The organism is Streptomyces sp. NPDC054770, from assembly GCF_053611985.1.
In genome coordinates this window covers 13,591-34,860 of sequence record NZ_JBSHBL010000100.1, presented here as the reverse complement: position 1 = coordinate 34,860, position 21,270 = coordinate 13,591, and the positions used below count along the sequence as shown (strand labels likewise).

The 21,270-nt window shown below is 72.2% G+C and carries 16 protein-coding genes; 12 read left to right on the top strand and 4 right to left on the bottom strand.

Features of this window, described 5'->3' with window-relative positions; translation table 11 throughout:
* Positions 1 to 50 precede the first annotated feature (50 nt).
* Both ACWGKQ_RS45970 and ACWGKQ_RS45965 read right to left on the bottom strand, forming a co-directional pair.
* Positions 51 to 1,055: a Gfo/Idh/MocA family protein gene (locus tag ACWGKQ_RS45970; RefSeq protein ID WP_453298049.1), complete on the bottom strand. Its 1,005-nt coding sequence runs from the start codon at positions 1,053 to 1,055 to the stop codon at positions 51 to 53.
* 97 nt (positions 1,056 to 1,152) lie between these two features.
* Positions 1,153 to 2,319 carry a phytanoyl-CoA dioxygenase family protein gene (locus ACWGKQ_RS45965; protein ID WP_453298048.1) on the bottom strand — a complete coding sequence of 389 codons (1,167 nt, stop codon included), beginning with the start codon at positions 2,317 to 2,319 and terminating at the stop codon, positions 1,153 to 1,155.
* Between the two features lie 122 nt (positions 2,320 to 2,441).
* Here ACWGKQ_RS45965 and ACWGKQ_RS45960 point away from each other — a divergent pair, with 122 nt between their 5' ends.
* Positions 2,442 to 3,473, top strand: a complete 1,032-nt coding sequence (locus ACWGKQ_RS45960; RefSeq protein ID WP_453298047.1) for a LacI family DNA-binding transcriptional regulator — start codon at positions 2,442 to 2,444, stop codon at positions 3,471 to 3,473.
* 22 nt (positions 3,474 to 3,495) lie between these two features.
* Here the strand turns inward: ACWGKQ_RS45960 and ACWGKQ_RS45955 are convergent, their stop codons facing one another.
* The gene (locus ACWGKQ_RS45955) at positions 3,496 to 3,843 is read right to left on the bottom strand and encodes a cupin domain-containing protein (protein WP_217555406.1); all 348 of its coding nucleotides are present in this window, start codon (positions 3,841 to 3,843) and stop codon (positions 3,496 to 3,498) included.
* Between the two features lie 131 nt (positions 3,844 to 3,974).
* Between ACWGKQ_RS45955 and ACWGKQ_RS45950 the strand changes: the two genes are divergently transcribed.
* The 3 genes from ACWGKQ_RS45950 (at position 3,975) to ACWGKQ_RS45940 (ending at position 6,496) form a co-directional block, all read left to right on the top strand.
* Positions 3,975 to 4,487, top strand: a complete 513-nt coding sequence (locus tag ACWGKQ_RS45950) for a hypothetical protein (protein ID WP_453298046.1) — start codon at positions 3,975 to 3,977, stop codon at positions 4,485 to 4,487.
* 84 nt (positions 4,488 to 4,571) lie between these two features.
* Positions 4,572 to 5,429 (top strand): intradiol ring-cleavage dioxygenase, encoded by an 858-nt coding sequence (locus ACWGKQ_RS45945; protein WP_453298045.1) that lies wholly within the window; start codon positions 4,572 to 4,574, stop codon positions 5,427 to 5,429.
* Positions 5,430 to 5,434: 5 nt separating this feature from the next.
* Complete coding sequence (locus tag ACWGKQ_RS45940; protein WP_453298051.1) at positions 5,435 to 6,496, top strand: maleylacetate reductase; 1,062 nt, start codon at positions 5,435 to 5,437, stop codon at positions 6,494 to 6,496.
* Between the two features lie 37 nt (positions 6,497 to 6,533).
* On the opposite strand, the gene ACWGKQ_RS45935 is transcribed toward ACWGKQ_RS45940, so the two are convergent.
* Positions 6,534 to 7,358 carry a class I SAM-dependent methyltransferase gene (locus ACWGKQ_RS45935; protein WP_453298044.1) on the bottom strand — a complete coding sequence of 275 codons (825 nt, stop codon included), beginning with the start codon at positions 7,356 to 7,358 and terminating at the stop codon, positions 6,534 to 6,536.
* Positions 7,359 to 8,144: 786 nt separating this feature from the next.
* Between ACWGKQ_RS45935 and ACWGKQ_RS45930 the strand changes: the two genes are divergently transcribed.
* The 8 genes from ACWGKQ_RS45930 to ACWGKQ_RS45895 all read left to right on the top strand — a co-directional run bounded on the left by ACWGKQ_RS45930 (position 8,145) and on the right by ACWGKQ_RS45895 (position 21,265).
* The gene (locus ACWGKQ_RS45930) at positions 8,145 to 9,623 is read left to right on the top strand and encodes a sugar transferase (protein ID WP_453298043.1); all 1,479 of its coding nucleotides are present in this window, start codon (positions 8,145 to 8,147) and stop codon (positions 9,621 to 9,623) included.
* Between the two features lie 82 nt (positions 9,624 to 9,705).
* Positions 9,706 to 11,022: a nucleotide sugar dehydrogenase gene (locus tag ACWGKQ_RS45925; protein ID WP_453298042.1), complete on the top strand. Its 1,317-nt coding sequence runs from the start codon at positions 9,706 to 9,708 to the stop codon at positions 11,020 to 11,022.
* Entirely contained in the window at positions 11,012 to 12,277 is a 1,266-nt protein-coding gene (locus ACWGKQ_RS45920; RefSeq protein WP_453298041.1) for a glycosyltransferase family 4 protein, read from the top strand. The genes ACWGKQ_RS45925 and ACWGKQ_RS45920 overlap by 11 nt, the downstream gene beginning before the upstream one ends.
* A complete protein-coding gene (locus tag ACWGKQ_RS45915; protein WP_453298040.1) occupies positions 12,274 to 13,644 on the top strand; it encodes a Wzz/FepE/Etk N-terminal domain-containing protein in 1,371 nt (456 codons plus the stop codon). Before ACWGKQ_RS45920 ends, ACWGKQ_RS45915 begins: the two co-directional genes overlap by 4 nt.
* Positions 13,641 to 15,161 carry a Wzz/FepE/Etk N-terminal domain-containing protein gene (locus ACWGKQ_RS45910; protein ID WP_453298039.1) on the top strand — a complete coding sequence of 507 codons (1,521 nt, stop codon included), beginning with the start codon at positions 13,641 to 13,643 and terminating at the stop codon, positions 15,159 to 15,161. The genes ACWGKQ_RS45915 and ACWGKQ_RS45910 overlap by 4 nt, the downstream gene beginning before the upstream one ends.
* Positions 15,162 to 15,164: 3 nt before the next feature.
* The gene (asnB, locus tag ACWGKQ_RS45905) at positions 15,165 to 17,099 is read left to right on the top strand and encodes an asparagine synthase (glutamine-hydrolyzing) (RefSeq protein ID WP_453298038.1); all 1,935 of its coding nucleotides are present in this window, start codon (positions 15,165 to 15,167) and stop codon (positions 17,097 to 17,099) included.
* Between the two features lie 15 nt (positions 17,100 to 17,114).
* Positions 17,115 to 19,304: a bi-domain-containing oxidoreductase gene (locus ACWGKQ_RS45900; protein WP_453298037.1), complete on the top strand. Its 2,190-nt coding sequence runs from the start codon at positions 17,115 to 17,117 to the stop codon at positions 19,302 to 19,304.
* On the top strand, positions 19,301 to 21,265 hold the full coding sequence (locus ACWGKQ_RS45895; protein WP_453298036.1) for an alginate lyase family protein: 1,965 nt from the start codon (positions 19,301 to 19,303) through the stop codon (positions 21,263 to 21,265). The genes ACWGKQ_RS45900 and ACWGKQ_RS45895 overlap by 4 nt, the downstream gene beginning before the upstream one ends.
* Positions 21,266 to 21,270: the final 5 nt, after the last annotated feature.

The following is a 21,270-nucleotide window of genomic DNA, read 5'->3' as shown; positions in this document are numbered from 1 at the left end:
GGGACCGTGTTCCGGTCCCCGCCCCGCCGTGGCAGGAGTATCCGCGGGTGTCAGGCGCCGCGGACCTCCGCGATGGTGACCGGCCGGTGCTCGTGCAGGGACAGCGTGCAGGCATCGGCGATCCAGCCGGCCTCCAGGGCGTCCTCGACGGTGCACGGGGAGGGCCGGGTGCCGGCCACGACCTCGGTGAAGGCGGTGAGTTCGGCGCGGTAGGCCGCCGTGAACCGGTCCATGAAGAAGTCGTGCGGGGTGCCCGCCGGGAAGGTCACGCCCGGCTCCACCGAGCGCAGCGGGAGCTTGTCCTCCAGGCCGACGGCGATGGAGTCGGCGAAGCCGTGCAGCTCCATGCGGACGTCGTAACCCCGGGCGTTGTGCCGGGAGTTGGAGACCACCGCGATGGTACCGTCGTCCAGGGTGAGGATCGCGCCGGTGGTGTCGGCGTCGCCGGCTTCCTTGATGTAGTCGGCGCCCCGGTTGCTGCCGACCGCGTACACCTCGGTGACCTCACGGCCGGTCACCCAGCGGATGATGTCGAAGTCGTGCACCGAACAGTCCCGGAAGATCCCGCCCGACGCGGCGATGTACGCGGCCGGCGGCGGGGCCGGGTCCAGGGTGGTGGAGCGCACCGTGTGCAGCTTGCCCAGCTCGCCCCCCTGGACGGCGGCCCGGGCGGCGACGAAGCCCGCGTCGAAGCGGCGGTTGTAGCCGATCTGGATCGGCACGCCGCTGCCCTGGACGGCCTTGAGGACCTCGACGCCCTCGGCCATCGTCTTGGCCACCGGCTTCTCGCAGAAGACCGGGACACCGGCCTCGACACCGGCCAGGATCAGGGCCGGGTGGGCGTCGGTGGCGGCGGCCACGACGATCGCGTCCACACCGGCGGCCAGCAGCGCCTCGGGCGAGTCCACGACCTCGGCACCGAACTTCTCGGCAGCGGCCTTGGCCGCGTCCGCGAACGGGTCGGTGAAGACGAGCGACTCGACGACGTCGAGCCCGGAGAGGGTCTCGGCATGAAAAGCACCGATACGGCCAAGGCCGAGGATTCCGATACGCATGTGTGTAACTCCTTGATGTGTAACGCGCCCCAAAGGGGCGCGAGGAACTGCGCGACCAGCCACAACGAACCCGCAGACGACTACGGCCTGTCGGCCCTCAGCTTTCTCGTCGCGCCGCAGCCGCCCGCAACCCGTCCCGCAGCACCCGCGGCGCCCACCCCTCCCGCAGCGCCCGCCGTACGAGGTCCGCCTGCGAGGGCGGGGCCAGGCCGTCGACCGGCGGATCGCTGTCGAGGTTGGTCGGGAACGGGTAGCCCTCGGCGCTCGCGGCGATGACGTGCTCCAGCCACGCCTCGCCGGCCCCCTCCGACCGGCGCCGGCGCAGTACCGGGTAGACCGCGTTGGCCACCGCCTCCCGGTCCACGGTCTCCATGGCCCGCCCGAACGCCGAGGACACCTGGAGCAGGTTGGCCATCCGGCGCACGTCGAGGGTCCGGTTGGTGCCGGCCGCGTGGAACACCGCCGGGTTGAAGAACACCGCGTCGCCCTTGGCGAGGGGCAGCTGCACGTGGCGGGCCTTGAAGTAGTCCTGGAACTCCGGCCGCCGCCAGGCCAGGTAGCCGGGCTCGTAGGTCTGCGAGTAGGGCAGGTACATCGTCGGCCCCGACTCCACCGGCATGTCGCCGTGCGCGACCGCGCCCTGGAGGGTGAGCACGGGGGAGAGGCGGTGCACATGGGCGGGGTAGGCCGCCGCCGTCTCGTCGGAGAGGAAGCCGAGGTGGTAGTCGCGGTGCGCGGTCTGCGCCGCGCCGCCCGGGTTGACCACGTTGACCTGCGAGGTGATCTGGTAGCCGGGGCCCAGCCAGGCCCGGGAGACCAGGGCCACGATGTCGTTGGCGTAGTAGTCGGCGAACGCCTCCGGGTCGTACAGGGCCGCCTTCTCCAGGGCGTTCCACACCCGCTCGTTGGCCCCGGGCGTCGCGAAGTGGTCGCCGGCCACCGCGCCCGACTCGTGCTGCTCCGAGATGAGGGCCTCGAACACCGCGGTCGCCCGGTCGACCACCTTCGGATCGGGGAACGCGCCCCGGAAGACGGCGACGCCGGGACCGTCGGTGAGGGCGCGGACGAGTTCGGTCCGTACCTGGTGGGCCGCGTCGGCGGTGCGCAGCCGCTCGCTGTCGTAGACGAGGACGTTGTCCTCGACGGCCGAGGCGTACGGGTAGGCGGCCGGGTCCGTGGTCCGCTCGACCAGGGCACGGAAGGTGTCCAGGTCGCAGTCCTGCTGCGAGAGCCAGGGGCGGCCCTGTTCGGCTGCGAGGGACATCGACGTCCTGCTTTCGGTCACGGCCGCGGTCACGGCCACGGCGGGGCTCTGCCATTCTTGTCAGCACAAACCCCTCGAACAACCAGCAGCCGCCCATCAAAAACCCCTCAAGGAGCGAGCCCGTGGGCCACCCCTTCCCCATCCGTGAGATCGCCCGGCAGGCAGGGCTCAGCGAGGCCACCGTGGACCGGGTGCTGAACGGCAGGGGCGGCGTCCGGGACAGCACCGCCCGCGAGGTGGAGCGGGCCATCGCGGATCTGGACCGGCAGCGCACCCAGGTCCGGCTGGTGGGCCGTACCTTCATGGTCGACATCGTGATGCAGGCGCCCGAGCGGTTCACCACGGCCGTGCGCGGCGCCCTGGAGGCCGAGCTGCCGGCACTGCACCCCGCGGTGGTGCGCTCCAGGTTCCACTTCCGGGAGACCGGGCCGGTGGAGGAGCTGGTGCGGACGCTGGACCGGATAGCGCGCCGCGGCTCGCAGGGCGTGATCCTCAAGGCGCCGGACGTCCCCGAGATCACCGCCGCCGTCGGGCGCCTCAGGTCGGCCGACATCCCGGTCGTCACCCTCGTCACCGACGTGCCCGCCAGCGGCCGGCTGGCCTACGTGGGCTGTGACAACCGGGCCGCCGGCGCCACCGCCGCCTACCTGATGGGCCAGTGGCTCGGCGACCGGCCGGGCAACGTCCTCACCAGCCTCAGCAGCGGCTTCTTCCGCAACGAGGAGGAGCGCGAGATGGGCTTCCGCAGCGCCATGCGGGCCAGATACCCCGAGCGCACCCTGGTGGAGATCGCCGAGGGGCAGGGGCTGGACGCCACCCAGTACGACCTGGTCCGCGCCGCCCTGGAGCGCGACCCGGAGATCAACGCCGTCTACTCCATCGGCGGCGGCAACATCGCCACCCTGCGCGCCTTCGCCGACCTCGGCCGGGACTGCGCCGTGTTCGTCGCCCACGACCTCGATCACGACAACACCCGGCTGCTGCGCGAGCACCAGCTGTCCGCCGTCCTCCACCACGACCTGCGCCAGGACATGCGCGAGGCCTGCCACCTGGTGATGCGCGCCCAGGGCGCGCTGCCCCCGGCGGGCCCGACCCTGCCGTCGGCGATCCAGGTGGTCACGCCCTACAACATGCCCGCGCCCACCACCCGCTGAGTCCGGCCGACGCGCTGCGTGCTCACAGGTTGATCGCGTACGCCTTGCGCAGCGTCTCGTGCACCGTCCAGGTCGTGCGGTCGCCCGCGCGCAGCACGGCCATGTCCCCGGGGCCCACGGTGAACGTCGCCCCGCCCTCGACCTCGATCGTCGCCGAGCCGCTGACCACCACGAACAGCTCGTCCGCCTCGGTGTCGGTGACCACGCCCGGGGTGATCTGCCAGATCCCGCGGAGCTGCTTGCCGTCGGCCGACTCCCAGACCACCTTCCCGGTGACCTCGGGCGTGCCGGAGACGATCTGCGCCGGGTCGAGCGGGTCGGGTTCGAGTTCGGCGTCGGGGATGTGCAGGGCGAAGCTGTGCGTCGTCATACGGCGACCCTAGCGAGCCCACCGGTGTCCCGGCCGTGGACAGGGTGTGGGGCATCCGGCCTGGTGGGAGGACACTTCGTCGGGCCGCGCCCCGGTGGCGGCCGGGCCCGGCCCGGGTGATCGTGGAGGACATGGCTGACTCCCCGGCGGCCGTGACCCAGCCGCGCGCGCACGACACCCGCGAGGCCGTCCTGTTCGGCGGGGTCTACGGCGCCGTGCTGGCCTGCTCGCTGGTGGCCGCGCTCACCCAGTACGGGCACACCTCCGCCGCCAGCCGCCGCTACGACGCCCTCTGGCTCCTGGTCACCGCCTGCGCCTCCGCCCTGGCGCACGGCTACGCCCACTACATCGCCGAGCGGGCCCCGCACCAGCGCTGGGACGCGCTGCACACCCTGGCCGACGAATGGCCGCTGGTCGCCGCCGTGCTGCCCACGGCCTTCCTGCTCGCGGGCGCGGGATGGGGCTGGTGGCCGCCGAAGGGCGTCGAGTATCCGGCCTTCATTCTGAACATCGTGATCCTGTTCGGCCTGGGAGTCGTCACCGCCCGCTGGTCGGCACGGAGTTGGCCCAAAGCCGTGTTCATCGGGGTGGTCGACGCGTTGCTCGGGGTGATCGTGGTGGTCGCCAACGCGTTCATCAAGTAGACGCGGTGTGTGGATCCGGTTCATTGAACGGTAAACGGGTTTACGATCACTCGAGGTCACTGTTCCTCCGGGCAAGGAGCCGGCATGACAACCGAAGACGCAGTCACCACAGAGGCCGTCGACAGCCTGCGGGGCACCGACGACCCCCGGCTGCGCGAACTGCTCACCGCGCTGATCCGCCATCTGCACGCCTTCACCCGCGAGACCCGGCTGACCCAGCGCGAGTGGGAGGCGGCCGTCGCCTTCCTCACCGAGACCGGTCAGACCTGCACGGACACCCGGCAGGAGTTCATCCTGCTCTCCGATGTCCTGGGCCTGTCGATGCTGGTCGAGACGATCAACGGGCACGACGACCCCGGCAGCACCGAGTCGACCGTCCTCGGCCCCTTCCACATGACCGAGTCCCCGGTCCGGGAACTCGGCGCCAACATCGACCTGGTGGGCACCGGCGAACCCTGCGTGGTCAGCGGTGTCGTCCGCTCCGCCGACGGCACCCCGCTGCCCGGCGCGGTCCTGGACGTGTGGCAGGCCGACCCGCACGGCTTCTACGACGTCCAGCAGCCCGACGTCCAGCCGCCCGGCAACGGCCGCGGCCTGTTCACCGCCGACGGCGAGGGCCGTTTCCGGTTCCGGACCTGTGTGCCCAGCGAGTACCCGATCCCGACCGACGGCCCGGTGGGCGCCCTGCTGAAGGCCACCGGACGGCACCCCTACCGGCCCGCCCACATCCACTTCATCGTCTCGGCCGCGGGACACGCGCCGGTCACCACGCACATCTTCGTCGCCGGCGGCGCGTACCTGGACTCCGACGCCGTGTTCGCGGTCAAGGAGAGCCTGGTCAAGGACTTCACCCCGACCGACGACCCGGCCCTGGCCAGGGAGTACGGCGTACCCAACCCGTTCCGCCACGCCCGCTTCGACCTCGTCCTGGAGCGCTCGTGAACCCTTTGGACTTCGTATACGAGACCCGGCCGGTCCGGGTGGTCTTCCGGCCCGGCGCCGCGCTCACCGCACCCGCCGAGGAGGCCCGCCACCTCGGGCTGCGGCGGCTCCTGGTACTCAGCGGCGCGCGGGGCGCGGACACCGCCCGGGCGGTCGCCGACTCGCTCGGGGACGCCTGCGCGGGCCTGCACACCGGGGCCCGGATGCACGTCCCCGTGGAGGTCGCCGACCGGGGCGTCGTGGCGGCCCGGGCCGCGGGCGCCGACGGCTGCGTGGCCGTCGGCGGCGGCTCGGCCATCGGCCTCGGCAAGGCCATCGCCCTGCGCACCGGACTCCCGCTGCTCGCCGTGCCCTCGACCTACGCCGGCTCCGAGATGACCCCGGTCTGGGGCCTGACCGAGCACGGCGTCAAACGCACCGGCCGTGACCCCGTCGTCCTGCCGCGCAGCGTCGTCTACGACCCCGAGCTCACCCTCTCCCTGCCCGTCCCGCTCTCGGTGACCAGCGGGATCAACGCCCTCGCCCACGCCGTCGAGGCGCTCTACGCCCCCGACGGTTCGCCGCTGGTCGCGCTGATGGCCGAGGAGGGCGTGCGGGCGCTGGCGGCCGCACTGCCGGAGATCGCCGCGGCCCCGGCCGCCGTACCGGCCCGCTCCCGCGCGCTGTACGGCGCCTGGCTGTGCGGGGCCTGCCTCGGCGCCACCACCATGGGCCTGCACCACAAGCTGTGCCATGTCCTCGGCGGCACCTTCGGTCTCCCGCACGCCGAGACCCACACCGTCGTCCTGCCGTACGCCCTCGCCTTCAACGCGCCCGCCGCCCCGGAGGCGGCCGCCGCCGTGGCCCGGGCCCTCGGTGCGGCCGACGCCCCCGCCGCCCTCCAGGAACTGGCGGGCCGCCTCGGCGCCCCCCGTTCCCTCGCCGAACTCGGCCTGAAAGAAGCCGACTTGGCGGTTGCCGCGGCCCAGGTCGCCGGTCAGCCGTACGCCAACCCGAGACCGGTCACGACCGACGACGCGCTGACCGTGCTGCGGGCGGCCTACGAGGGTGCCCCGGCCCGGGCGTGACGGCGGCGGCCACCTCCGCATGCGGGACGGGCCGCGCTCATGTCGCCGCGGGCTTGCGGGCGAGGATCTGGATCCCCGTCGCCTCGTGCCCGTTCATGGTGGCCACCGGGACGGTCCGGGTATCGACGGTCTCGAACCCGCCGAGCAGGGTGGCGAGCCACTCGCGGGAGTGATGGCGGCAGACCGCGCCGTCGCCGGTCTCGAACACGCCGTAGCCGCCGTGGCGGCCGGCCCAGTGGTCGTAGCGGCTGCGGTTGCGTTCGTCGTCCTGCAGCAGAAGGTCGCTGATGTAGAGGATCCCGCCGGGCCTCAGGACGCGGTCCAGCTCGCCGATCAGGCGGCGCTGGGCGTCGTCGCCGGGGACGCAGGTCAGCACGGCGAAGAGCAGGACCGCGGCGAAGCCGGCGTCGGGGCAGGGCACGGCCGCCGACGCGTCCAGGACCGCACAGCGCATGGCGGGGTGCAGGCGCCGGGCCCGTTCGATCATTCCCGGCGAGGTGTCGACGCCCGTGAGGTTGTCGAAGCCGGACCGTTCGAGATCCGCCAGGGTGCGGCCGTATCCGCATCCGTAGTCGAGGATCGCGGCGTGCCTGCTGATGCCGTCGAGCCAGGGCAGATGGAGCGGATGGGTGAACGTCCTGGCAGCCGCGGCGGCATCCCAGTAGGGAACCTGGCTGTCGAGGTCGGACATGGCGGGCGCCTCCCGGTGGGCTCGGCCGAAGACGGCCATACTGCCACCGGGCTGCGCCGCACCGGCACTGACCGACGCCCCACCGTCCCCAGCGGTGTGGCCGACGAGATGCGCCGCCCGCTGATGCCCGGCGGCCGCGGCCTGCTCGATCCGCGGGCCAGGGCGGGGCACGGCTGCACGTTCACGAGCGTCGGCCGACCGATCGCGACGGGCCGGCGTGCACTCGGCACACGGCGCCGGCCCTCCGACTCCCGCTCGGGGGGCCGCCTCTGCGCGCGGCCGTGCTGTCGGCGGCGGTGACCCCCTCGGGTGCTCAACCGACGAGAATCCGCCGAACAGGCCCTGAAAGCGGCCAAATTGGCAGGGCTGGGACGCCCAGTGGTTGCCGGTGCCGGCAGTCCGGAGAACTTGCGTCGTCGAAGGTCACACGGCACGTCTTCCGTCGCGCGGGTACCCACGGGATGCCACTGGTCTGTGGTCCCGGCTTCAAATCAAGACCACAAATTCCACACAACCCTCTCTTCAGGCGGGCGTCGATGGTCTAGATTGACCGTGCTTCGCACATGCTGGGACACGAGGCGACAAATGGTGATCTATGGGTCCGTCGATGCAGGCGACCGATAGCCGCGTCTCTGTCACCAGACGTGGGGGTGATCAACTCCTGGGTTCCGGAAGGGGCTTTGGGTGCGGGGAGCACCGGGGTCCCGACGGGTTCCCGAGGCGCTTCGAGAGTCAGCAGGGCATGCGAGTCCGCTGCGACAAGGGCGGGTTCGTTCAAGTAGCGCTGAAGTAGCCGGGATCGGCTTCCGCGGGGGCGGGAGTCACCCGTGGGAGGAACAGCGCGACGCGGGGAGCCGGGGGGCCTCCCGGGGGAGGAAGCGTGCGGGGGGCGGGGGCCTCCCGGGGAGGAACCGTGTCAAGGCACCATGTCGAACCACTGGGGACCGGGGGGTTTCTGTGCGGCAGGGGGGACTAGTCGGCCCTTTTCCGCCGGCGCGCGGGCGTCTGGCGAACGGGTCAATCAGCAGGCCGGCGATCGAGTGGGAGCAGCGGTACAGACGTACCGTGATCATCAGCGACACCGTGGCCACCGCCTTCGTGGTGGCCGGGATCGGCGAATTCTTCGGGGCCCGGGACGCGGCCAACTGGCATGAGAAATGGGAGATTCTCGCCTTCGGCACCGAACTGCTGGTGCTGTCGGCGCTTGCGGTGGGCCGGGCGTGGGCACCGGCCGTGCTCGGCCAGGGCGCCGAGGAATTCCGCCGGCTCGGGCGCTCGCTGTTCGCGGCCACCGTCGTACTGGCGCTCGGCGGGATCGCCCTCACCTCGCGCAACATCAAGCTCTGGATCTTCGTCGCGATCCCGGCGATCGGGCTCGTCACCATGTCCGCGCGGTATCTGCTCCGCCTCTCCTTGCACAAACAGCGCAAGGAAGGGCGGTGTCTGAGACCGGTGCTCGCCGCCGGAAGCCCCGCCACCGTGTGCGACCTGATCACCCGAACCCGCAAGTTCCCGCACATCGGCTGGCGGGTGGAGGCGGTGTGCACGACGGACGGCCGTGGGCTCGACGGTGACGAACTGGACGGAGTGCCGGTCGTCGGCCGGCTGACGGACGTCGCCAAGCACGTACGCCACGACGGCTACCGGGTCGTCGCGGTCACCCCGGACCCGCACTGGACACCGGACCGGCTGCAGCGGCTGGCCTGGAACCTCGAAGGCAGCGAGGCTGAGATGGTCGTGGCGCCGGTGCTGATGGAGGTGGCCGGTCCGCGGCTGCACGTCGACGCTGTGCTCGGGATCCCGCTGCTGCGGGTCAGCCTGCCGACCTTCACCGGCGGCCGCCGGGCGATCAAGGGGGTCGTCGACCGGGTGGGCTCGGCGGTCCTGCTGATGCTGTTCGCGCCGCTGATGCTGTCCGTCGCGCTGCTCGTGCTGGTGGACAGCCGGGGCGGGGCCTTCTACCGCCAGCGCAGGATCGGCAAGGACGGCCGGGAGTTCACGATTCTCAAATTCCGCACCATGGTCGCCGGGGCAGACCGGGCACGTGCCGAGCTCGCCGACCGCAACGAGGGCGCGGGGCTGCTGTTCAAGCTCCGCCGGGATCCGCGGGTGACCCGGGTGGGAGCGGTGCTGCGCCGGTACTCGATCGACGAACTCCCGCAGCTCTTCAACGTGCTCACCGGATCGATGTCGCTCGTCGGTCCGCGGCCTCCGCTGCCGGAGGAGTCCGCCGCGTACGGCCCGGACATCCGGCGGCGGCTGCTGGTCAAGCCCGGGCTCACCGGCCTGTGGCAGATCAGCGGACGCAGCGACCTGCCGTGGGAGGAGGCGGTCCGCCTCGACCTGCGGTACGTGGAGGACTGGTCGCTCGCCCTCGACACAGTGATCTTGTGGAAGACGATGCGCGCCGTACTCCACGGGCAGGGGGCCTACTGATGCGCGGGGGGCTGCGACTCAAGGGTCCCGCCGACGCGCGGACCGCAGGCCACCAGGGCCTGCCTGGGGGGAGGGACGGGTCATGAGAGTCAGCGTTTTCGGGCTCGGCTACGTGGGCTGCGTATCAGCCGCGTGCCTGGCCAGCATGGGTCACGAGGTCATCGGGGTGGACGTGAACCCGGTCAAGGTCGACCTGGTCAACGACGGCAAGGCCCCGGTGGTGGAGGAACGTATCGGCGAGCTCATCGCCGAGGTCGTGCGCACCGGAGCGCTGCGCGCCACCGGCGACGTCCGCGAGGCGATCGCGGGCAGCGAGGTGTCGCTGATCTGCGTGGGCACGCCGTCGGAGCCCAACGGCAGCCTGTGCACCACGTACTTGGAGCGGGTCACCGAGGAGATCGGTGCCGCGCTGGCCGAACGGGGCGGGCGGCAGACCGTCGTGTTCCGCAGCACCATGCTCCCGGGCACCTGCCTGAACCTGCTGGTGCCGATCCTGGAGAAGAACACCGGCGGCACGGCCGGGGTGGACTTCGGGGTCGCGGTCAACCCGGAGTTCCTGCGCGAGGGCACCAGCGTGCGGGACTTCTTCGACCCGCCCAAGACCGTCATCGGCGAACTCGACCCGGCAAGCGGCGACGCGGTGCTGGCGCTGTACGACGGCCTGCCCGGCGAGGTGTTCCGGGTGCCGGTCCCGACGGCCGAGGCGATCAAGTACGCGGACAACGCGTTCCACGGCCTCAAGATCGGCTTCGCGAACGAGCTGGGCGCGGTCTGCCAGGCGCTCGGCGTCGACTCGCACCAGGTGATGGACGTGTTCCTGGCCGACCGCAAGCTGAACATCAGCCCCGCCTACCTGCGGCCCGGCTTCGCCTTCGGCGGCTCCTGCCTGCCCAAGGACCTGCGCAGCCTGGTCCACGCGGCGCAGCGGGCCGACGTCTCGGTGCCCATCCTGTCCCACGTGCTCGCCTCCAACTCCGACCACCTGCAACGCGCGGTGGACCTGGTCGAGCGCACCGGCAAGCGCCGGGTGGGGTTGTTCGGGCTGTCCTTCAAACCCGGCACCGACGACCTCCGGGAGAGCCCGCTCGTCGAACTGGCGGAGCGGCTCTTCGGCAAGGGGTACGACATCAAGATCTACGACGCCAACGTGAGCCTCTCCCGGCTGCTCGGCGCGAACCGCGAGTACATCGAGAGCCGGCTGCCGCACCTCGCGCAGCTGCTCGCGGACTCCGTCGACGAGGTGCTCGAACACGCCGAGGTGTGCCTGGTCGGGACCAGGGACCCGGCCGTGCTGTCGTCGCTGCCTCATGAGGACGGACCAATGATCGTCGACCTCATCCGTCTTCCCGACGCCGAGACGCGCCGGACCGAACCGGGGTACATGGGCCTTGCTTGGTGACACAGTCAGCCGCGACGGGTCCGACCGGCGCGCGCTGATCCTGGTGGAGAACCTGTCGGTGCCGTTCGACCGGCGGGTGTGGCAGGAGTGCACGACGCTCCGCGACGCGGGCTGGACGGTGCACGTCATCTGCCCGCAGGGGAGCAAGCGGGACACGGAGCCGGAGGCGGAGATCGACGGGGTGCGGATCCACCGCTACCCGTTGCGCGCGGCCACCGGAGGGCCGGCCGGCTACCTGAAGGAGTACGGATCGGCGCTCTGGCACACCGCCCGGCTGGCCCGCAAGGTCGGCCCGGTCGACGTGGTGCACGCCTGCAACCCGCCCGACCTGCTGTTCCTGCCGGCCCTGTGGCTGAAGCGGCGCGGCGCACGGTTCGTCTTCGACCAGCACGACCTGGTACCCGAGCTGTACCTCTCCCGGTTCGACCGCGGCAAGGACCTGCTCTACCGAGCCGTGTGCGCCCTGGAACGGCGGACCTACCGGGCCGCGGACGTCGTCCTCGCCACGAACGAGAGCTACCGGGACGTCGCGGTACGCCGCGGCGGCCGGCGGCCCGAGGACGTCTTCGTGGTGCGCAGCGCGCCCGCGGTCGAGCGGTTCCAACCGGTGCCGCCGGAGGAGGAGTTGAAGCGCGGCAAGCCTCATCTGCTGTGCTACCTCGGCGTCATGGGCCCCCAGGACGGCGTCGACTACGCCCTGCGGGCCCTCGCGAAGCTCCGCGACGAGTTCGGGCGGACCGACTGGCACGCGGTGTTCGTCGGCTCCGGCGACGCCTTCGACGCGATGACGGAGCTGTCCGGGCGGCTCGGGCTCGGTGACCAGGTGCAGTTCACCGGGCGCATTCCGGATGCCGACCTGGTGCGCTACCTGTCCACCGCGGACGTCTGCCTCTCGCCCGACCCGCGCAACCCGCTCAACGACGTGTCGACCATGAACAAGGTCCTCGAGTACATGGCGATGGGCCGGCCGATCGTCTCGTTCGACCTCAAGGAGGCGCGAGTCTCCGCCGGTGAGGCCGCGCTCTACGCGCCCGCCAACGACGAGGCCGAGTTCGCCAAGCTCATCGCGCTGCTTCTCGACGATCCGGAGAAGCGGGCCCGGATGGGCAAGATCGGCCAGGAGCGGGTGAGCGGACCGCTCTCCTGGCGGAACTCGCAGGCGTCGCTGCTTGCTGCCTACGCCGCCGCCTGCCGTGACCACACCCCGGTGTCGGCGGCCGATCAGGTTCGAACAGGGAAGAGGCAGCGCAGTTGAGCGAGGAATCGATACGTCTGGTCACCATCGGGCGGATATTCCGCCGGCGCTGGCGGCTTCTCGCCGTCCTCGCCGTGGTGGGGGCGCTCGTCGGCTACGGCGCCTCGGTGGTGTTCCCACCGCAGTACACGACGTCGGCGTCGGTGCTGCTGCCGGGCCAGTGGGAGGACCGCGAGCTGCTGACCCAGGTCGACATCGCGACCAGTTCGACGGTGGTCGACCGCGCGGCCGCCACACTCGGCTGGCAGGGCGTCAGCGGTGCCGATCTGCGGGACCGGGTGACCGCCACGGCCGCCGACGGGAACATCATCAAGATCTCGGGCACGGCCGACACCCCCAAGCGCGCGCAGCAGCTCTCCGACCAAGTGGCCGCGCAGTTCGTCAAGTTCGCCGCACGGATCGCGGGCGGCGGCACCGACTCCGCGGCGGCCACGGAGGCCGAGACGCTGCGGAACCAGGTCGAGGAGACCAACCGCCGCATCGCCGACCTGGCCAACGCGGCCGATCCGGGGCAGACCGTGGAGGGCGTGCAGGCCCGTACGGAGCTCGAGAAGCTCAGCACCTCGCTGGAGGAGGCCATGACGAAGCTGGACGAGGCCAACCCGGCGACCAACAAGGCCGGCATGGTCGTCATGGGCCCGGCAGCCCGGCCGACCGGCGAGGCGCCGCCGACGCGGATCCAGCTCATCGCCGCGGGAGCGTTGCTGTTCTTCCTGCTCGCGGTCATCGGCCATCTCGTCGCCGCCCGGATGAACCGCCGGCTGCGCACCGAAACGGAGATCACCGCGGCGCTGGGCTCGGCGCTGCTGGGCACCGTCGACGTGCCCGACGGACGGTACGGCGCGCGCCGGACCGAAGGCGCTGCCCGACGGAGCTGGATCCGCCGGCTCCTCGGCCTCGACCCCCGGTGGGACCTGCCGGCCCCGCAGCGGTCCGACGACGAGGCCGCCCGCCGGATCCGCTACCGCCGGGTGTGCGCTCGTCTCCGGGACCAACTGCCCGCCCCCCGGCTGCTGCTGGTGGTCGTACCGGAGGGCGACGAGATCGCCCGCCGGGCCGCCCGACAGCTCGCCGCCGAAGCCGGGATCGATCCGCAGCTGCGGGTGGTGGAGGTCTCGGCGGACCGGCCGATCGTGCCGGACCGCGACACCGAGTCCGGTGCCCTGGTCCTGCTCAGCGCGGGCAGCTGGACCACGGAGGAACTCGCCGGCATCGCCGAGGCATGTGCGGACGGCAGACACGAGATCCTCGGCGTCGTCGTCGCCGACCCGGTCCGCGCCCGTGAGACGCGGACCGCCGCCCCGCCTCCCGACGACGCCACTCTCGCGCTCGCGGTGCGCGGCCCTGCAACTGGAGGCTCAGCGTGACGACGAGCACGACCGCGGAGCCGTCGGCCGCCGCTCCGCTTCTCGACCTGCAGGCGCTGGTGGTGGCGGTGCGCAGGCGCCGCCGCCTCTGGTACACCATGGCGCTCCTCGGCCTGCTGGCCGGCACCGCGCTGGCGGTCCTGATGCCGCCGTCGCCGACCGCGGTGACCAAAGTGCTGGTCGCGCACGCGGAGGACCAGCCGAACGACACCGGAACACTGATCCGCACCGACGTCCAGGTGCTGCAGACCACCCAGATCGCCGACAAGGCCCTGAAGTCCCTCAAGTCCACGGAGAAACCCGAGGACTTCATGCAGGACTACCGGGGTACCGGGCTGACCAACAACCTGCTCCAGATCACCGTCACAGGCGACACCGACGCCCAGGCGGTGGCCCGCGCCAAGGCGCTCGCCGACGCGTTCGTCGCGGACCATGTGCAGCGCATGAAGGACACCGCGCAGGCCGAGGCCCAGGCCCTGCTCGACCAGCGGGACCGCATGCGGAACGAGCTCGCCCAGGTCAACAAGGAGATCGGAAACCAGACGGCGGACAGCGACCCGAAGGCGTCGGCGACCCTAGAGTCGCTCTTCGCCCGCCGCGCCGAACTCGACTCGCGCATCTCCGACTTCGACGAGCGCGCCGCGGACGCGCGGACCGGCACCCCCCAGGTCGTCGCCGGCACACAGATCGTGGACACCCCGCGCGCGCTGCCACAGTCCCTGCCCAAGGCCGTGGTCACCGACGCCGCGATCGGGCTCGTCCTCGGACTCTTCCTCGGGCTCGCGCTGGCCGCGGTCGGCACGGTGGTGGCGGACCGCCCCGTGCTGCGCCGGGACATCGCGGCGAACCTGGGCGCCTCGGTCCTCGCGGAGCTGCCCCGGCGGAAGGGAAGGCCGTGGCAGCGCCGACGCACCCGGCTGACCCGCGAGCGGCTCACCGCGACCCTCGCCCGCACCACGCGCGGCTCCGCGGAACCGGTGTCGCTGCTGGAACTGGGCTGTGCGGGCAGCACGAGCGCGATCGCCCTGGACCTCGCCAGGGCCATGGCGGCGGAGGGACCGGTGACCGTCGTCGACGGCCTGCCCGGCCCCCAGCTCGCAGGCCGACGCCAGAAACCGGGAGACCCGACCGTGGTCGGCGCCGAGCGTGCCGCGGCCGTGCCGGCTCAGGAGCGCCGGATCGGCGTCGGCTCGGTGGCGCCCGGCACGGCGTGGACCGACCTCCAGTACCTCGGCACCCGGACCGTGCTCGTGGTGCGTGCCGGACACGGCAGCGCCGCCTGGCTGCACACCGTGGCCCGGCAGCTCGCGGACCAGCGCATCCCGGTGATCGGCGTGGTGCTGATCGACCCCGATCCGCGTGACCGGACCGACGGCACGTTGTGGGACGGGCTGCACACCGCGCTGCGCGGCCGCAGCGAGCGGCCGGCCCGGCAGCCGGGGACGGCTCAGCGGCGGGCGGAGCGGCAGCCGGTGTGGGCCGCCCGGGGCCCGGACAACGAGCAGGAGGTGCGGTAGGACATGTGTGGCATCGCAGGCACCTACCGATGGCCGGACGGAAAGGCCGTGACCGACCGGCTCACCGACACCCTCGCCCACCGCGGTCCGGACGGGGCGGGCCGGTACAGCCATCCCGTACGTGACGGCGAAGTGCACCTCGGGCACCGCCGGCTGGCCATCATCGACCTGTCCGACACCGGCGCCCAGCCGATGGTCTCGGACGGCCTCGTCCTGACCTACAACGGCGAGCTGTACAACGCGCCCGAACTCCGTGCCGAGCTGGCGGCCACCGGGGTGCGCTTCCGCGGTACCTCCGACACCGAGGTGCTCCTGGAGGCCTGGCGGCGCTGGGGCACGGACTGCCTGCCCCGGCTGCGCGGCATGTTCGCGTTCGGCGTCTTCGACGAGCGCACCGGTGACCTGGTGCTCGTCCGCGACCAGCTCGGCATCAAGCCGCTGTTCCTGCTCCGGCGCGGCGGCGGCCTGGTGTTCGCCTCCGAGCTCAAGGCGCTCGCCGCCGCGACCGGCAAGTCCCTGGAGGTCGACCAGGCCGCGCTGGTGGCCTCCCTCCTCTACTACTGGGTGCCGGACTCGCGCTGCGCGTTCCGCGAGGCGGAGAAGCTGCCGCCTGGCAGCTGGCTGCGGTGCCGGCCCGACGGCCGGGTGGAGCGCGGCAGCTTCTGGAACCTGAAGGACGTCGCCGCCGAGGGCCGGGACCGCGCCCTGGCCGGCGAACAGCCGGACCTCGCCGCCATCGTCGAGGAGTCGACCCGCCGCCACCTGATCTCCGACGTACCGGTGGCGACCTTCCTCTCCGGCGGCCTCGACTCCAGCTATCTGACCGCGCTGGCGGCCCGCCACCAGCCCGGGATCTCCGCGTACACGATCGGATTCCGCGCCGAGGACGCCAAGTTCGAGGCGATGCCGGACGACCTGCGCTACGCCCGCCAGGTCGCCGGGCAGTTCGGTGTCGACCTGCACGAGATCGAGATCGCCCCGAACGTGCTCGACCTGCTGCCGCAGATGACGTACAGCCTGGACGAGCCGATCGGCGACCCCGCCGCGATCAACACCTACCTGATCTGCATGGCCGCCCGGGAGGCCGGGGTCAAGGTGATGCTCTCGGGGATGGGCGCCGACGAACTGTTCGCCGGGTACCGCAAGCACTTCGCCAACCTGCTCGCGCTGCGCTACCAGCGCGTCCCCCGACCGTTGCGGCGCGGGGTGTCCGGGGTCGTGGACCGGCTGCCGGTCGCCTCGGCCACCCGCGGCTACCGGTCGGTGCGCTTCGCGAAGCGGTTCCTCTCCTTCGCCGATCTGCCGGAGGAGACCGCGTTCCGGCGCAGCTACACCATGTACGACCAGGACGAGCTGCTCGCCCTGCTCAATCCGGACCTGGCCGGGACGGTCGACGACGTGATCACCGAGCACACGGACGTCTACCAGGACAACGACCTCGACGACTTCGTCAACCGCATGTGCCTGACCGACTCCCGCATGTTCCTGCCGGGCCTCAACCTCGCCTACACGGACCGCTCCAGCATGGCCGCGTCCACCGAGGTCCGGACGCCGTACGTCGACATCGAGGTGGTCAGGGCGGCGTTCGCCGTGCCCGGCAACCGCAAGATCGTCGGTCGGCAGGGCAAGGCCGTCCTCAAGGAGGCAGCCACCTCGATCCTGCCCAAGGAGATCGTGTACCGGCCCAAGGGCCTGTTCAGCGCCCCGCTGCGGGCCTGGATAAGCCGGGACCTGGCACCGCTGGTGCGCGAGGTGGTCAACGACGGCGAGCTCGTCCGGTCCGGGCTGCTGCGCCGCGACGCGCTGGCCCGGATGGTCGCCGAGGACGCCGCCGGACAGACGGACTACTCCAAGCATCTGTGGCACGTACTGACCCTTGAGTACTGGTATCGCGACGCGACCTCTGGCCCCGCCCAGAGCGCTCGGACGACGGCTTAGAAAACAGGAGTTCTGGTGAAGCAGGTTGTACAGAACTACAAGAGCGGCGAGCTGGCGGTGCTCGACGTTCCGGTACCGGGGTGCAAGCCGGGCGGGGTGCTGGTGCGTAGCGCCTACTCGCTGATATCCACCGGCACCGAGCTCATGAAGGTCTCCGAGGCCGGCATGTCGATGCTGGGCAAGGCCCGCTCCCGCCCGGACCAGGTGGCCAAGGTCATGCAGAGCGTGGCCACCAACGGACTGCCCGCCACCTACCGCAAGGTGATGGGCAAGCTGGACTCCTACACCCCGCTGGGCTACTCGCTGTGCGGGGTCGTCGAGCAGGTCGGCGCCGGGATCGACGACGTGAAGGTCGGCGACCTCGTCGCCTGCGCGGGCAACGAGCACGCGCTGCACGCCGAGCTGAACTGGGTCCCGAAGAACCTCTACGCCCCCGTCCCCGACGGCCTCGCGCCGCAGCACGCGGCCTTCGGCACCGTCGGCTCGATCGCGATGCAGGGCGTCCGCCAGGGCGAGCCCCAGCTCGGCGAGGTCGCCCTGGTCATCGGCCTCGGCCTGATCGGACAGCTGGTCGTCCAGCTCCTCACCGCCGCAGGCGTCCGCGTCGTCGGCGCCGACCCCGACCCGGCGCGCTGCGAACTCGCCGAGCGCCTGGGCGCCGCGGCCTGCGGCGACCCCGCCTCGGCCGCCGTGGAAGCGGCCGTCGCCGAACTCACCGACGGCCACGGCGTGGACCAGGTGTTCCTGGCCGCCGGCGGCGGCAGCAACCAGCCCGTCGAGCTGGCCGCCCACCTCGCACGGGACCGCGGCCGGGTCGTCGACATCGGCAAGTGCCGCCTCGACCTGCCGTGGAACGCGTACTACGAGAAGGAACTCGACGTCCGCTTCTCGCGCTCCTACGGCCCCGGCCGCTACGACCCGTCGTACGAGCTGGAGGGACGCGACTACCCGATCGGCTACGTCCGCTGGACCGAGCGCCGCAACCTGGCCTGCTTCCTCGACCTCGTCGCCCGCGGCAGGGTCGACGTGGAGCCCCTGGTCTCGCACATCGCCGACTTCGACGACGCCGTCGAGACGTATCAGCGGCTGAAAGACGGCGAGTTGAAGGCCGTGGCCGTGCTGTTCCGCTACCCCGAGCAGACGGAGGAGGCGGGGGAGACCGAGGCTCCGTCGGTGGCCGTGCCCGCGGTCCGCCGCAGCGAGGGGACGTCCACCCCGGCCCGGTCCGCGAAGACTCCGGTGCGTCTCGCGTTCGTCGGCGCGGGCAACTACGCGACGTCGATGCTGCTGCCGCACCTGGCGCAGCGCGAGGGCGTCGAGCTGTCGACCGTCGTCACGACGACGGCGCTCTCCGGGGCCAACGCGCAGCGGAAGTTCGGCTTCGCCAAGGCGACCACCGACCTCGACGCCGTCCTCGGCGACAAGTCCGTGGACGCGGTGTTCGTGGTCACCCGGCACAGCTCGCACGCCGAACTGACCCGGCAGGCCCTGCTGGCCGGCAAGACCGTGTTCGTGGAGAAGCCCCTGGCCCTCACCGAGGACGAGCTGGCCGGCGTCCTCGCGACGGTGGAGGAGTCCGGCAACGACCGCCTCCAGGTGGGCTTCAACCGCCGCTTCGCACCGCTGCTGACGGAGGCCAAGGAGCGGTTCGGTGCCCGGACCGGTCCGGCGAACCTGCGTTATCTCGTCAACGCGGGCAAGCTCCAGCAGGGCAGCTGGTACCTCCAACAGGGCGCCGAGGGCTCGCGGTTCGCTGGTGAGGGCGGCCACTTCATCGACACGGCGAGCTGGCTCCTCGACGCCGACCCGGTCTCCGTGTACGCGACGGCCGCGCCCGGCAACGAGGACCTCCAGGCCGTCCTGCGCTACCCGGACGGATCCACCGCCACCATCAGCTACGTCACCACCGGCGCCTCCGGCTTCCCCAAGGAGACCCTGGACCTGGTCGGGGACGGCAAGGTGCTGCGCCTCGACGACTTCGTCCGCGCCTCCGTCCACGGCCGTAAGAAGTGGGTCAGTTCGCGGCTGCCCAAGGCCCGGGACAAGGGGCAGAACGCCGAACTCGCCGCGTTCATCAAGGCCGTTCGGACCGGCGGGCCGATGCCGGTGCCGCTGGAGTCGCTGGTCGCCACCACAGCGGCCACCCTCGCCGTGGGGACCGGGCTGGCCGCCGGTGCGCCGGTGACGTTGGCGAGGACACCATGACCATGAGCGCGGGCTGGTACCTGCGCCGGCTGTCCCGGATGGGCCCGCGCGAGATCGCGGGCCGGGCGGGCGACACCGTGCGCAGACGGCGCTGGCGGTCGGCGCGGCCCGACTGCCCGACCGTCACCGGCGCCCGGTTCACCGCCGTCCTGCCCGCGGGCACAGTCGCCGCGGTGCCGCCGGACGCCGTGAAACGCCTTGTGGCCGAGGCGGACCAACTCATGGCCGGGCACGCCGAGTTCTTCGGAGTGGTCCGCGACGACCTCACCGACCCGGACTGGTCCTACGACCCGAAGACCGGGCGCCGGGCCCCGTCCGGCTACGCCTTCGACGTGCCGTACCGCGACGAGGACGTGGCCGGGGACATCAAGCAGATCTGGGAGCCGTCCCGGCACCAGTACCTCACCGTGCTCGCCGCCGCCTACGCGGTCACCGGGGACGAGCGGTACGCCGAGCGCGTCGCCGCGCACCTGCGGTCGTGGTGGGCGGCCAACCCGCCGCTGCAAGGCGTGCACTGGATCAGCGGCATCGAGCTGGGCATCCGGCTGCTGTCCTGGGTGTGGGTCCGCCGACTGCTCGACGGCTGGCCGGGCGCGGCCGAACTGTTCGAGGACAACCCGGTCGCCCTGAACCAGATCTGGCACCACCAGCGCTGGCTGGCCGCCTTCCCCAGCCGGGGTTCCTCGGCGAACAACCATGTCATCGCCGAGACCGCCGGACAGTTCGCGGCGGCCTGCGCGTTCAACTGGTTCCCCTCGTCGGCGCGTTGGCGGTCCGAAGCGCTGCGGTCGCTGGAGCGGCAGCTGCGCGCCAACACCTTCGACTCCGGTCTCAACCGCGAGCTGGCCACCGAGTACCACGGACTCGTCCTGGAACTCGGCCTGGCCGCACTGGCCGAGGCCGACGCCGCCGACGTGCCGGTGCCCGAGTCGCTCCGACTGGTGCTGCTGCGGATGACCGACGCGCTCGCCGCCGTGGTGGACAACCGGCTGCGACCGCCCCGCCAGGGGGACGCGGACGACGGCTTCGGCCTGATCCTGGACGGCGAGGGCACCGACCGCTGGGGCTCGCTCCTTGCCACCGGTGACGCCGTGTTCGGCCGGCTCGACTGGTGGCCGACGGTCACCGGCACCGACGTGCGCACCCCACTGCTGGCCGCGCTCATCAGGCCGTACCCGGAGGACGCAACCGCACCGGCCGTGTCCCGCCCGGCTCGCCGGCCCGCCCACTTCGCCGACGCGGGGCTCACCATCCTGCGCGGTCCGGGAAAGATCTGGTGCCGCTGCGACGGCGGTCCGCACGGCTTCCTGTCCATCGCCGCGCACGCCCACGCGGACGCGCTGTCCGTGGAGGTCCGGCACGACGGGGTCGACGTGCTCGCCGACCCGGGGACGTTCTGCTACCACGGGCAGCCCGCGTGGCGGCAGTACTTCCGCTCCACCCTCGGCCACAACACGCTGCAACTGGACGGCGGTGACCAGTCCGTCTCCGGCGGCCCGTTCCTGTGGACCCGGCACGCCCGCACCAGCGTCCTGACCGCGGACACCTCCGGCGAGGGCGCGGCTCGCTGGTGTGCCGAGCACGACGGGTACCAGGGCTCCGTGCACCGCCGCCGGGTGGAGCTGACGGCCGCGACCCAGGAGCTGAAGGTGGTCGACGAGGTGCGCGGCCCGTACCGGACCGTGCAACTGGCGTTCCACCTCGGCCCGGAGATCGCCGCGGACCTGATGGGGAACCGGGCGGTGCTCACCTGGGTCCGGGACGGCGAGGGGCGTTCCGCGGTGCTCGACCTGCCCGGTCAGCTGTCCTGGCGGGCGCATCGCGGCGAGACCGCCCCGCCGCTGGGCTGGTACTCCGCGGGATTCGGGCGCAAGGAACCCACCACGACGCTGATCGGCACCGGCACCGGCACCGCCGACGGCGCGGGCGGGTTCACCACGGTGCTCAGGTTCGGCGGCTAGGGGGG

Bases quoted from the DNA above. Each gene is read 5' to 3' on its own strand.
- ACWGKQ_RS45945 (WP_453298045.1), top strand. From the start codon at position 4,572: ATGACAACCGAAGACGCAGTCACCACAGAGGCCGTCGACAGCCTGCGG.
- ACWGKQ_RS45970 (WP_453298049.1), bottom strand. From the start codon at position 1,055: ATGCGTATCGGAATCCTCGGCCTTGGCCGTATCGGTGCTTTTCATGCC.
- asnB (WP_453298038.1), top strand. From the start codon at position 15,165: ATGTGTGGCATCGCAGGCACCTACCGATGGCCGGACGGAAAGGCCGTG.
- ACWGKQ_RS45895 (WP_453298036.1), top strand. From the start codon at position 19,301: ATGACCATGAGCGCGGGCTGGTACCTGCGCCGGCTGTCCCGGATGGGC.
- ACWGKQ_RS45925 (WP_453298042.1), top strand. From the start codon at position 9,706: ATGAGAGTCAGCGTTTTCGGGCTCGGCTACGTGGGCTGCGTATCAGCC.
- ACWGKQ_RS45950 (WP_453298046.1), top strand. From the start codon at position 3,975: ATGGCTGACTCCCCGGCGGCCGTGACCCAGCCGCGCGCGCACGACACC.
- ACWGKQ_RS45965 (WP_453298048.1), bottom strand. From the start codon at position 2,319: ATGTCCCTCGCAGCCGAACAGGGCCGCCCCTGGCTCTCGCAGCAGGAC.
- ACWGKQ_RS45955 (WP_217555406.1), bottom strand. From the start codon at position 3,843: ATGACGACGCACAGCTTCGCCCTGCACATCCCCGACGCCGAACTCGAA.